10 protein-coding genes are annotated in these 12,393 nt (G+C 52.8%); all 10 read left to right on the top strand.

Translation table 11 applies throughout. The annotated features are described in order from the left end of the window. Nucleotides 1-357 precede the first annotated feature (357 nt). Entirely contained in the window at nt 358-1,554 is a 1,197-nt protein-coding gene (gene epsL, locus Hfont_RS14175; RefSeq protein ID WP_241523136.1) for an XrtB/PEP-CTERM-associated polysaccharide biosynthesis outer membrane protein EpsL, read from the top strand. Beyond that, nucleotides 1,544-2,947, top strand: a complete 1,404-nt coding sequence (locus Hfont_RS14170; protein ID WP_112993070.1) for an undecaprenyl-phosphate glucose phosphotransferase — start codon at nt 1,544-1,546, stop codon at nt 2,945-2,947. Before epsL ends, Hfont_RS14170 begins: the two co-directional genes overlap by 11 nt. A gap of 66 nt (nt 2,948-3,013) precedes the next feature. After that, nucleotides 3,014-3,802, top strand: a complete 789-nt coding sequence (epsE, locus tag Hfont_RS14165) for a polysaccharide export protein EpsE (RefSeq protein ID WP_112993069.1) — start codon at nt 3,014-3,016, stop codon at nt 3,800-3,802. Nucleotides 3,803-3,815: 13 nt separating this feature from the next. After that, nucleotides 3,816-5,210, top strand: coding sequence for a chain length determinant protein EpsF (epsF, locus tag Hfont_RS14160; RefSeq protein ID WP_112993068.1), 1,395 nt, complete (start codon nt 3,816-3,818; stop codon nt 5,208-5,210). Between the two features lie 61 nt (nt 5,211-5,271). Continuing rightward, complete coding sequence (epsG, locus tag Hfont_RS14155) at nt 5,272-6,171, top strand: chain length determinant protein tyrosine kinase EpsG (RefSeq protein WP_112993067.1); 900 nt, start codon at nt 5,272-5,274, stop codon at nt 6,169-6,171. Between the two features lie 60 nt (nt 6,172-6,231). Continuing rightward, entirely contained in the window at nt 6,232-7,287 is a 1,056-nt protein-coding gene (locus Hfont_RS14150; RefSeq protein ID WP_241523135.1) for a polysaccharide pyruvyl transferase family protein, read from the top strand. 11 nt (nt 7,288-7,298) lie between these two features. Further along, nucleotides 7,299-8,387, top strand: coding sequence for a glycosyltransferase family A protein (locus tag Hfont_RS14145; protein ID WP_112993066.1), 1,089 nt, complete (start codon nt 7,299-7,301; stop codon nt 8,385-8,387). A 4-nt stretch (nt 8,388-8,391) separates the two neighbouring features. Beyond that, nucleotides 8,392-9,888, top strand: coding sequence for an O-antigen ligase family protein (locus tag Hfont_RS14140; RefSeq protein ID WP_112993065.1), 1,497 nt, complete (start codon nt 8,392-8,394; stop codon nt 9,886-9,888). Continuing rightward, a complete protein-coding gene (locus Hfont_RS14135; RefSeq protein ID WP_112993064.1) occupies nt 9,885-10,868 on the top strand; it encodes an acyltransferase family protein in 984 nt (327 codons plus the stop codon). The genes Hfont_RS14140 and Hfont_RS14135 overlap by 4 nt, the downstream gene beginning before the upstream one ends. 33 nt (nt 10,869-10,901) lie before the next feature. After that, nucleotides 10,902-12,392: an Atrophin-1 multi-domain protein gene (locus Hfont_RS14130; RefSeq protein ID WP_241523134.1), complete on the top strand. Its 1,491-nt coding sequence runs from the start codon at nt 10,902-10,904 to the stop codon at nt 12,390-12,392. Nucleotide 12,393: the final 1 nt, after the last annotated feature.

Genomic DNA, 12,393 nt, shown 5'->3' with positions numbered 1-12,393 from the left:
GAGTAGTAATAATTTTATTTTTCTCATGTCGTTCTGAATTTTTTGTTGCGGAACTAATCCATGCGGCTGCTTCTCATACCGCCACTTCATATCAATACATCAACAATAAAATTTTACGAGATCGGTTTGTCGATCGCGCCTTGCAAGAAAAATTGTTGATCGTGTGTGAATTCGTAGAGCGCTTCACTTCACAAGAACTGCTACGAATTTTTTCAGCGATCGCAACAGCAATTGGGAACGGGAAAAATGATGGCTATCAAAAAAAGCAGTGACTGCAAACGCAGTACCGTAGGGTGCGTTGAACTGAGTATCAACGGAAATCGCTTTCGTTTCCTCGATAGTTTGTGAGTGTTCATCATGACTTATCAACGCAAGAAATCTGGCTCAGGCCCGTATGCTCATTTTGCAGTCATGCCTGTCGTGATGATTGCAGGTGCGCTGACTTGCGCTCCTGCCAGCGCGATTGACGGCGATACCTTCACACCGTATGTCACGTATGGCGTTTATTACGACGCCAATTTATTACGCTTGCCTGAGCCTGCAGCACAAAGCGATAGATGGACGCGTGCCGCGGTTGGTATACGCATGGACAAGGAGCTTGGCCGGCAGAGAATCACTGCTGATCTCTCTGCCAATCAATCCAATTACGATAATTTCGGTCAGTACGATAACGACGGCAAGGATTTGCTCGCGAACTGGAAGTGGGCCTTGGGCAATCAATTCTCCGGTAACGTCGGCACCAGTTATTCGGATGACCTGACGCCATTTGATGATTACAAGGGTCTTGAGCGCAGCATGCGGATCCAGCAAAAGAATTATGTCGATGGCAGCTGGCGCTTCCATCCAAGCTGGCAACTGAACGCCGCCTACAATCGCTTCGATCTGCGCTATGACACGCAAGCGCAAAATCCTTCCGAACGCAAGCTGGATATGACGGATATCGGGATCGACTATCTGGCAAAAAGCGGTAACAAGATTGGTCTGGTTGCACGTCATATTGAAGGTGATTATCCGTACGCGGATATCAACTCCTATGAACAAAATGAATTGAAGGGCAAGGTCGATTGGCAACTCACCGGCAAAACCTATTTGCAGTTTCTCGGTGGTTGGGCCAAACGCGAATACGCATCGAATCCGCAACGCGATTCTAGTGTGCCAAGCGCACGCCTGACTGCTTACTGGAAAGCGACCGGCAAGACGGCATTTTCTCTCGGCGTATGGCGCGAACTTGGTGCTACCGACGACTTGGCTGCCAACTACGCACGCAATCAAGGCGTTAGCCTTGGATCAACCTGGGATGCCACCAGCAAGATCAGCGTCGACGGTTTGATCTTGACCGAGAAGCGTGATTACAACGGTGTCGCGGTGATAGCCGGCATCGCACCATCGAATCGTGACGATCGCTATAACAACGCAGTCATAGGCTTGACCTACAAGCCAACCTTGCATTGGCGTATCCGTGCATCTGTCTACCGGACCACTCTGGATTCCAACGTCGCCTCAGCCACGTACAAGACTAATGGCGCATTGCTCACTACTCGCTATGAATTCTGACATCAGCCAAATCAAATACCCGGCGGATATACCTGCGCGTAGATTTTACAGACGCCTGCTGGATCCCTTGATCGCGATTGGCTTGCTGTATCTGCTGATGGTGATATCCGGTCATCCTTTCAGTGCCAATCATGTGGTGCTGGCGATCCTGACATTCTTTATTAGTTCTACCGTGTTCGGCTGGAGCGACCCGTGGCGCGATGCTTCTTCCAGCAATTTTCTGACGCTGGCTAAATCGATAGTCGGCGCATGGCTGGCGACGGTTGCGTTGCTGTTTTTCTTTTCTTATGTGGCGGGCCTGGCCGGCTTGTTCCGGCAGCGAGAAATCTTGATCTGGCTGGCAATCACGCCCCCTGTGTTGTTGGCAGCTCAGATCGTTTTGCAAAAAATAGGAATTGGCTTAAGCAGGACAAATGTGCGTTCGGTAGTGCTGGTTGGTGTGAATGAGTTAAGCGTAAAACTGGCAGAGCGCGTCGATGAAAATCCGGATTTGCGCATGGAAGTCAGCGGCTTCTTTGACGATAGAGATGTTTCGCGTCACCCGGCAGATCAGCAAGTTACTTTGCTGGGCAGCATGTCCGATATTCCTGCCTATGTGCGCAAGCACAACGTCAATACGATTTTCATCAGCCAGCCTATCTCTGCGCAACCGCGCATACGCAAGTTGCTGAATGAATTGCAGGACACCACGGCATCGATTTATTTTTTGCCGGATATCTATGTCTTTGATTTGATACAGGCGCGTTTCGATAGCGTGGCCGGTTTGCCGGTGGTGGCGATTTGCGAATCGCCGTTTACCGGGATCAATAGCATGATCAAGCGCGGTAGCGATTTTGTGCTGGCACTGCTGATTCAAATCATGCTGTTGCCTGTGATGCTGGGCATAGCGATCGCCATCAAGATGACATCGCCGGGACCGGTGATTTTCCGCCAGCGTCGTTACGGCCTCGATGGTGAAGAAATCATCGTCTACAAATTCCGTTCCATGACGGTTTGCGAAGACGGCGCACGTGTAGTGCAGGCGACCAAGGACGATCAACGCGTGACGCGTGTTGGTGCATTTTTACGCCGTACTTCGCTGGATGAGCTGCCGCAGTTTTTCAATGTATTGCAAGGCCGCATGAGCATAGTCGGCCCGCGGCCGCATGCGATCGCACATAACGAACTGTATCGAAAGCAGATCAAGGGTTACATGTTGCGCCACAAAGTACGTCCCGGCATTACCGGCTGGGCGCAGGTGAATGGCTTTCGCGGTGAGACCGACACGCTGGACAAGATGGAAGCGCGGATTGCCTACGACCTTGATTACCTGCGGCGCTGGTCGCTGGCACTCGATCTCTGGATCATAGCCCGCACGGTAGGCGTCGTCCTCAAGCGCGATAACGCGTACTAAAACTCAGATTAAAGACTTGTTGATAACAAGATCTGCAATACGGAAATTCAAGCAATGGAGAGAACAATGAAAAAAATCAAACACGCAATGCTGATGATACTGATGGTGACAGTCGGTAGTTGGGCAAGCGCAGCCGATGTGCCCTTGGGGCCTGGCGACGTGTTGAAGATCACCGTCTTCGGCCAACCGGACCTGACGCTGGAAACCCGTGTCAGCGAAGCCGGCAGTATTTCCTATCCCTTGGTAGGCGAAGTCAAGGTCGGCGGCTTGTCGTCGAATCAGGCTGAAAAAAAGATTGCCGATATGCTGGACAAAGGCGGCTTCGTCCGCAAGCCGCAAGTCAACCTGATGGTCACTGAAATGCAGAGCCAGCAGGTTTCTGTGCTGGGTCAGGTCAACAAGCCTGGCCGTTATCCGGTGGATGGCAAGCGCAGCCTGACCGACATCCTGGCGATGGCTGGTGGCGCCAATCCAGAGGCGGCCGATACCGTGATCCTCACGCATACCGAAGGCGGTAAAACCACCAAGGAAAAAGTCGACATGCTGGAACTGGTGCGTTCCGGCGACCCTGCAAAAAATCGTCAACTGGCAGCAGGCGATTCTGTGTTCGTTGAACGTGCACCGCGCTTCTATATTTACGGTGAAGTCACCAAGCCAGGTTCTTACAAACTGGAGCGCGACATGATGGTTCTACAGGCACTGTCGACCGGTGGTGGCCTGAGTCCACGCGGCACTGAACGTGGTGTGCGCATCAAGCGCCGCGATGCCAATGGCGTGTTGCAAATCATCAGCGTCAAGCATGACGACTTGTTGAAACCTGACGACATCGTCTATGTAAAAGAAAGTCTGTTCTGAAACGGGAGTTGATATGACGCTTGCACAAATTCTGCGCACCTTGCGCGCACGTTACAAGATCGTTCTGCTCTTGCTGGTCGTAACGGTAGTGGCCGCCTTCGCGGTCAGCCTGCTGATGCCCAAGACCTACAAGGCAACGACTTCTCTGGTGCTCAACAACAAGGGTATCGATCCGGTTACCGGCCTGAATGTGCCGGTACAACTGACACCTGGTTATCTGCCTACACAAGTCGATATCGTCAAAAGTAAGGTCGTCGCACTGAAAGTAGTTGAAGACCTGAAGCTGGCCGAAGATCCTGCAGTGAAAGCACGCTTCGCAAAACTGGATCATAGCGAAACCACGATACAGGATTGGTTGTCCGATGGCTTGCGCGCCAACCTGACGGTGGAACCGGCGCGCGACAGTAGCGTACTGAACGTCAGCGTCAAAGGCGATGACGCTGAATATGTCGCCAAGATTGCGAATGCATTCGCGGCCGCCTATCAACAGGTCAGTGTCGATTTGAAGGTCGCTCCTGCGCAAAAGGCCAGCGGTTACATCAACGACCAGATCAAGGTGCTGCGTGAGAAATTCGAAACCGCGCAAAACAAGATGTCCGCCTATCAGAAGGAAAAAAACATCTTCAGTAGCGACAACAAGCTAGATGTCGAAACCGCACGACTGAATGAGTTGTCCAGCCAGCTGGTGGTGGCGCAAGGGCTGTCGATGGAAGCGGCATCGCGCCAGCGTCAGGTAAAAAGCAACGCCGGCGGTTCACCTGACGTGTTGGCTAATCCCTTGATCCAGTCACTCAAATCCAGATTGTCGGAAGCCGAAGCCAAGTTTGCGGATACCTCGGCAAAACTCAATGTCAATCACCCACAGTACATCGCTGCCAAATCGGAAGTCGATAACCTGCGTGCCAGTCTGAATCAGCAAATCGACCTGGCCTCGACCGGTGTCGCCAGCAATGCCCGCATCCAGCAGCAACGCGAAGCAGAAGTGCGTGCTGCATTGAATGCGCAAAAGGAAAAAGTCCTGGCTCTCAACAGTGCACGCGATGAATTGAGTGTGCTGTCGAATGAAATGGAAAACGCCAAGCGCGCGTATGAAACTGCTTCGCAGCGTTTGACGCAAACCAATCTTGAAGGTCAATCGACGCAATCCGATATTTCGGTACTGACTGCGGCTTCGGTGCCGCGTGCTCCAGCTGGCCCACGCATGTTGTTAAACCTGCTGCTGGCGCTAGTGGTCGGCAGCATCCTCGGCATCGCTGCTGCGATTGCGATGGAGTTGCTGGATCAGCGTGTCCGTTCGGCAGATGACCTGACGCAGTTGTTTGGCCTGCCTCTGCTGGGTGTGATTGAAAAAACGCGCGTGGTGCGATACAGACCGCAGCGTCGCCTGGGTGGCACGGCACCGGCTTGATGGCCTGTGCAGAAACATATTTAGTTCGATTCATTCGATTTAAAAGCGAATTGGAAAAATCATGATCAAGACAACTCATCAATTGCAGGACGCGGCAAAAATGCATCATCAGCACGCGCCGCGTCTGACCAGCAATCAGATCGGCAACATCCTGATCGATAGCGGTCGGCTGACTGCAGACGAAGCGCAAAGAATTTTGCAAGAACAGCACGTAGGTCGGCAACGTTTCGGTGATGCCGGCATTGCGCTTGGTTTGCTGACACCAGCCGATATCGACTTCGCGCTGTCGAATCAATTCTCCTATCCGTATTTGATACGCGGCCAAAGCAATGTCAGCGAAGAAGTCATTGCTGCCTACGATCCCTTCAGCAAGCAGGTAGAAGCCTTGCGTGCCTTGCGCAGCCAGCTTGTGATGCGCTGGTTCGGCTCCAGCGAACAGCGCTCGGCGATGGCGATCACCAGTGCCGAGCGCGGCGATGGTCGCAGTTTTATCGCTGCCAATCTGGCTGTGCTGTTTTCGCAATTGGGTCAGCGCACCTTGCTGATCGATGCGGATATGCGCAATCCCAGCCAGCACAGATTATTCGGCATTGAAAATCGCAGCGGCCTGTCATCGATACTTTCCGGCCGCAGCGGCGTGGCCGATATTCATCGGATCCCATCGCTGGTCGATCTGTCGATATTGCCTAGTGGCGCGACGCCGCCGAACCCGCAGGAATTGCTGGGACGTCCCGCCTTCACGAACATGCTGCGCGAATTCAAGGATGAATTCGATGTGATCCTGATCGATACGCCGCCCGATTACGACTATGCAGATAGCCAGACCGCCGCGTCGCGCGCCGGCTCTGCACTGGTGGTGGCGCGCAAGGACATCAGCCATGCCGGCGCGATCGGCAATCTGGTCGATTCAATGAAGCATGCCGGCGTGATGGTGGTGGGCGCGGTGCTCAACGAATACTGAAATGCGGAGTATTGAGATGCGGAATATTGAAATGCGAAATAGTGAAATGTGGAACACAGCATGCTGAATCCGAAGGCAAATCCGAGTGCGGAAATGACGGCCGAGATGCAGCTGGAACGCACACGTCATGAGAAATTGAGTGTCGAACTGATGGCCAGGCATGAAGTCTTGCTGGATCTGATCGGTTGCGCACCTTTCCATTACGTGGATATTCCTACGCATGGAAATGTCGGCGATTTGCTGATCATGCACGGCACCCTGGCTTTTTTCCGCAAGCATGATCTGGTGCCTAAGCTGATTGCCCCTTACTTTGCCTACGACCCGTGCTGGATCGCGCCGGAAGATGTGATCGTGTTTCACGGTGGCGGCAACTTTGGTGATCTGTATCCCTATTTTCAGGAGCTGCGCGAACGCATAGTGCAGAACCACAGGGAAAACAGAATCATCGTGCTGCCGCAATCTCTGCATTTCTCTTCGATAGAGAAGATGAAACAGTCGGCACAGCTGTTCCGCATGCATGCCGACGTACATATCTGCGTCCGTGATCAAGTCTCGTACCAGATGGCGCAGGAATTCACGGATAACGTGTATCTATTGCCAGATATGGCGCATCAGTTGTACCCGATGCGTGTTGCGGGTGCAGAACCTTCGGCAGGCAGTTTGCGCATCAGCCGCGTCGATGATGAAAGTACGCAGCAATCCGGCTTGCGCAATATGGTTTCGACCACGGTAACCGATTGGCCGGAATTTGTCGGTGCGCGCGAAGTGCGGATCAATCTGTTCCGCCGTGCGATCGGCGCTTTCTACCGTCGCGGTTTGGGATGGTCGGCCAACAGCATACTGGTGCGTTTGTGGATTGCGTATTCGGGGCGTCTGATCGCCGATGCGGCACAACTTTTCGCGCGACATGAGTTGATCGTCACCGATCGACTGCACGGTCACATTCTGGCTTGCCTGCTGCGCAAGAAAAATATCGTGCTCGATAACAGCTACGGAAAAAATTCACGTTACGTAGAAGCATGGACCCTCAACAGTGAGCTGGTCATGTTGCAAAAATCAAATGCAGCGATAGCTGCAGCAAACACACGCTTCGGCCTTAACGCTGCTGCAATATAAGGGAGCTACTCTTGGCGACGATAGATGTATTACTGCCGGTCAAAAACGGTATCGATTTTCTGGCAGCTTCTCTGGACAGTATTTGCGCGCAGACCTTCAAGGATTGGCGCTTGCTGGTGCTCGATCATGGCTCGACCGATGGCAGTCTGGAAATGGCCGAGGATTATCACAGGCGCGATCCGCGTATCGAGGTGTACAGCTTTCCGGAAGCGGAAGGCTTGGCCGGGCTGCTGAATCGTGGTCTCGATATCAGCGATTGCAAATATGTGATGCGGCATGACGCCGATGACGTGTGCTTTGTCGACAGGATGGAGATAGTCCTTGCTGCGTTCAAGCGTCAGCCTGATTGCATCGCGATCAGCGGGCAATCAGAAGTCATCAATGGCGCAGGCGATATAACTGGCAACATCAAGATGCCTATAGGTCGTAATCGTGTCGCCGCCGCGAGTTTTTTCCGTAATCCGATTACACATCCTGCAGCGATGATGGATTTCACGGCGGTGAAAAAACTGGGTGTGCGCTACGGCGTCGACTTCCTGAACGTGCTGCCGGCTGAAAAGCGTATGGAAGTCAATGCGCTGGCCGAGGATTACTTCATGTTCGGCCAATTGGCGATACTCGGAAAATGCACGAATGTACCGTCGGAATTGATTCAATATCGCTGGCACGGCAGCAATGTCAGCGCCACGCGCTTCCGTGAACAGGTAGAAGTATCGCTGGCGATTTCGCGTTATCTGGCGCGCTCGTTCAGCACCATGCATGGCTTGCCGTATTTCGATCCGGCACCGTTCTGCAATCACGGCGGCATACTTTTCGATGTCGCTGGCGAAACCGATTTTTCCGATGCCTTTGAGCAGATGGCGTACACCCTGCGTCGCGGTCTGGGGGCCTCGGAAGAACTGGAGCGCGAACTGGCGTTTCGAAAAATGGCAACCACGCGTCAGGATGCGCGCCTGTTGTGGCGTTACTTCCGTTTTCAGTCAAACAACGCACCGGAAACCGGCGAATGGAATGCGATACGTTCATGGTTGATTCGTCATTTCCCAGGCAAACCTCAAATGAGTGTGGCCAGAGAAATGAACGCAGAGTTGGCGATCTAAAACCATGCAAACCGAATCGTCTATCGCTGGCGTCGGCAGCAAAGTGCATGCGCGCTGGGTACCGGCTGCGTCGGATGCCTACGCGGTATTGACAGTGATCGTGCTGGCTTTGGTGATGGGCATCATCGTGCCTTTTTATACCGATGTGATGGATTACAAGCTGGCGCGCCTGCTGGCATTACCGGCGGTTCTGGTATTCGGTTTTCTGTTGATATTCAATCGCCTGTTGCTGTTGACGCTGATTATTCTGTTTAGGTCTACCGGCGATGTGATTCTGGAATCCACCCGTTTTTCCATAGGCGGTTATGAAACCGGCGTAGGCGGCTTGATCAATCTGTGCGTGATCATGCTGGCCTGCATGCTGGTATTTGAAAAGCCGGTGCGCTTGCCGAAAAAGATGACCTTGTCGTGGGTGCCGTTCTTGCTGGTGGCCTTGTTCGGTGTCGTGATTTCGCCGGAAAAAGGCGATGCGATCCGTACCTATCTGACTTTGCTGTCTTACTTCGCGATGTTCGTGATTGCGTTTTACTTTGTCCATTCGGGCAAGGATTTCCGTCATTGCATCAAACTGGTTTTATGGTCGTCGGTAGTGCCTGCGCTGTATGCCTTGGTGGATGTGGCCCTGAATGGTGCTGCCGGTGGCGCGGAAGGCTTCCGCCTGCAATCGACATTTACCCATCCAAACATCTTTGCGTTTTACCTGACACTGATGATTCCCTTGATCCTGTATGTGCTCAAGGACAAGGTTGCGCCCTTGAAGAGTGGCAGCCGTATTGTGCTGACTCTATATATGTTTTATCTGCTGGCCTTGCTGGTACTGACGCAAACCAGGAGTGCATGGCTGGCGCTGATGATAGTCTTCATCGCCTATGCCTTGCTGTTCGAACGCCGTTACTTGCTCTACCTGATGCTGTTGCCGGTCGCTGCATTGATGATTCCCGAAATACGCGATCGTTTGATGGATCTGGGTAGTGGTACTGCCGCTGTCGGTTACGCCAAGCTGAATTCGTTTGCATGGCGTTTGTCGATTTGGGAAAGCGGCTTGCAGTGGATGCGTCCTGGTCATTATGTCTTTGGTTATGGACTGGAAGCCTTCCGCCATTATTCACAAACGTTTTTCCCTGCGGCCAATCACATGAACTGGGGCGCGCACAATGTGTATGTGCAATGGTTCTTTGATGCCGGTCTACTCGGCCTCAGCGCTTACCTGTTCCTGTATGCGCGGGTAGCGATGATGTTGAAATCGCTGGTGAAAATAGACAAGCTGGCAGCCTTCGTCACCTTGAGTCTGGTGTTCACCTATCTGGTGGTGTCGTCGTCGGACAATATCTTCGGCTATCTGGTGTTCAATTGGTACTTCTGGTTCAGCGTTGGTATCGGCTGTGCATTAGCGGCCAGTGAACTGCCGCAGATCAAGAAGCCGCGCGTTGCTTTACGTCATGCATCGCACATACCTGCTGAGCCTTATTTGCATTCCACTTCCATGCCGAGGCAGCCATGACTTCCATACCCAGACTGGAAGTGCTGGATGGCTGGCGCGGGATCAGTATTTTGTGTGTGCTGGCTGCGCACTTGCTGCCTATGGGGCCCAAGGTTTTGCAACTGAACGCGATGTTCGGTTTGCTGGGAATGTCGCTGTTCTTTACGCTATCCGGATTTCTGATCACATCCTTCTTGCTGAAGAATCCGACTACGCTGGATTTTCTGGTGCGCCGCTTTTTCCGCATCATCCCACTCGCATGGCTTTATCTATTAATTGCATTGGCGATCGCTGGAGCGTCGTCGGACACATGGTTTGCGCATTATTTTTTCTACGCAAATTTGCCGCCTAAACATCTGGTGCCTTTGACCGATCACATCTGGAGCTTGTGTCTGGAGATGCAGTTCTATGTAGGTATTGCCTTGATGTACGCGCTATTCGGTGTGCGCAGCTTGTTGGCGATTCCGGTGATCGCCTTCCTGTTCACCATGCTGCGCGTAACAGACGGCGTGTATGCATCCAGCGTAAGTTACTACCGCATCGATGAAATTCTGGCCGGTTGCACGCTCGCATTGATTTATCACCAGCGTCTGAACCCGCGTTTGCTGGAATGGATGAAGAAAATTCCGCAAGCGCTGCTGGTGATATTGCTATTGATTTCCTGCCACGAGCAGGGCGGCTTCATGAATTATCTGCGGCCGTATTTCGCTGCCTTGCTGATAGGCAGCACCATCCTTCATCCCGCGCGCGCGCTGGCGCCGTGGCTGAATAACCGCGTGCTGGTTTATCTGGCCGCGACCTCGTATGCACTGTATGTGATTCATCCATTACTGGCCGGAACCTGGTTGGGAAGTGGCGATGTCATCGTCAAGTATCTGAAGCGTCCTCTGCTGTTCGTCGTTTTGTTTGCGCTCGCGCACCTGTCAACTTTTTACTATGAACACTGGTGGATGGCGAACGGCAAGAGTTTGATCAAGAAATTGAAGTTGAAAGAAGCCTGAGTCATCAAGCCAGCTCCGAAAAAGGATATACATATGCGCAGTAAATTGAATCAATATAGTGTTTGCTCATCGTCGTTGTTAATAGTAGCGGGAGTTGTGATGGCGGCGGCGATTGCGTTGCCGGTCAATGCTGCCGAGACAACTGCAGCGAAAGCGGCAAACAAAACATCCGTCCAAGCATCAACCAGCGCAAATATCAATCAGGCTGCCTGGGGTACGTATCAAAAACCGTTTGCGGCTACTTCACCTTGGAATAGTCGGCCGATTGCGCCCAGCTTCGGCGATTTCGTGATTCCAAAATCGACTTATTCGCCGGGTGTCGCAGGTGGTGAATGGTCAACTGGTGTATTCCTCGCAAATACCGGCGATACGCCGATGACTGTCACTGGCTTGCCGAAGACCAAAGGTTTGTGGGATCCGGATGCGGAAGCTTTTCATGATGTAACCGTGCCGCGTTGGCCATCGAATGTCGTCGCAGCAAGTGCCAGCGATGGTCACGCAGATATCGTCGATCCTGTCACCGGCATCGTGCATTCATTCTGGCAGTTGAAAAAAGTCGATGGCCAATGGGTGGCCGCGCAATATGCGTGGACGCGCATAGATGGTCGCGGTTGGGGCGATCCTGCGCATTACTTCCAGGGTTCGCGCGCCGCTGGCGTGCCAACAGCCGCTGGTTTGATACGCAAGCATGAGATCAATGATGGCGACACCATGTATCGCCACGCGCTGGCGATGTCGCTGACCTTCAATGCCTTGTCGCCGAATCCGACTTATATCTTCCCCGCGACGTCGGCCGATACCAACGCCGCAAAAGAGAACAGCGGCAAAATTCCAGAGGGTGCATTAGTGATGCTGCCGCCTTCGTATGACACGCAAAAAATCGTTAATCCCGATTTACGCAAGGTCGCAGAAACCTTGAAAACCTATGGCGCATATGTAGTCGACCGTAATTTCGGCACGCCATTTTTTATCTATGTGGAAAACGGTGCAGGTTTCGATTTGCACAAGGGTGGCTGGAACAAGACAGTAGCCGACGATCTGGAGCGCATGCGTGTTGCCTTGCGTCAGGTCGTGAATGCGCAATCGTGGGTGGACGGTAACGAAAAGCCTGTGGTGCAGGAAAAGAAATTCAATCTGCTTTCGATGCGTGGCCCGTGGCAATTGCAAGCTGGGACTACAGCCGGTAATTTCGATACATGGCAACAGACTGTGGTTTTCCCGGCGACCAGCACACGCATCACGCAAGTCAACTATTCATCACGCGGCTTGCATCCACTCGCATGGATAGGCCCGGAAGTTGGCAAGACGTATCGCGTGGCCGCACAAACCACTGGTGATGCAAAGCTGCGTTTGCAAGTGCGTGAACCATCCGGCACGCCGCTGTACTTCGACAGTAACGAGTTGGCGAACGGCGACAGCAAAACATTCAAGTGGCCATCGAAGACTGCGATTGTCACCGTGCACGCAATCAGCGGCGTGGGCGGACCGTCGACAGTACGCGGCGAGTTATTGCTTCAGGATTGAA

The organism is Herminiimonas fonticola, assembly GCF_003293745.1.
Lineage (GTDB): Bacteria > Pseudomonadota > Gammaproteobacteria > Burkholderiales > Burkholderiaceae_D > Oxalicibacterium > Oxalicibacterium fonticola.
The sequence above is the reverse complement of the archived record's forward strand: the minus strand, read 5'-3'. Positions and strand labels throughout refer to the sequence as shown.

Excerpts from the sequence above, each read along its gene's own strand:
- epsL (WP_241523136.1), top strand. The coding sequence starts at position 358 with ATGACTTATCAACGCAAGAAATCTGGCTCAGGCCCGTATGCTCATTTT.
- Hfont_RS14170 (WP_112993070.1), top strand. The coding sequence starts at position 1,544 with ATGAATTCTGACATCAGCCAAATCAAATACCCGGCGGATATACCTGCG.
- epsE (WP_112993069.1), top strand. The coding sequence starts at position 3,014 with ATGAAAAAAATCAAACACGCAATGCTGATGATACTGATGGTGACAGTC.
- epsF (WP_112993068.1), top strand. The coding sequence starts at position 3,816 with ATGACGCTTGCACAAATTCTGCGCACCTTGCGCGCACGTTACAAGATC.
- epsG (WP_112993067.1), top strand. The coding sequence starts at position 5,272 with ATGATCAAGACAACTCATCAATTGCAGGACGCGGCAAAAATGCATCAT.
- Hfont_RS14150 (WP_241523135.1), top strand. The coding sequence starts at position 6,232 with ATGCTGAATCCGAAGGCAAATCCGAGTGCGGAAATGACGGCCGAGATG.
- Hfont_RS14140 (WP_112993065.1), top strand. The coding sequence starts at position 8,392 with ATGCAAACCGAATCGTCTATCGCTGGCGTCGGCAGCAAAGTGCATGCG.
- Hfont_RS14135 (WP_112993064.1), top strand. The coding sequence starts at position 9,885 with ATGACTTCCATACCCAGACTGGAAGTGCTGGATGGCTGGCGCGGGATC.
- Hfont_RS14130 (WP_241523134.1), top strand. The coding sequence starts at position 10,902 with ATGCGCAGTAAATTGAATCAATATAGTGTTTGCTCATCGTCGTTGTTA.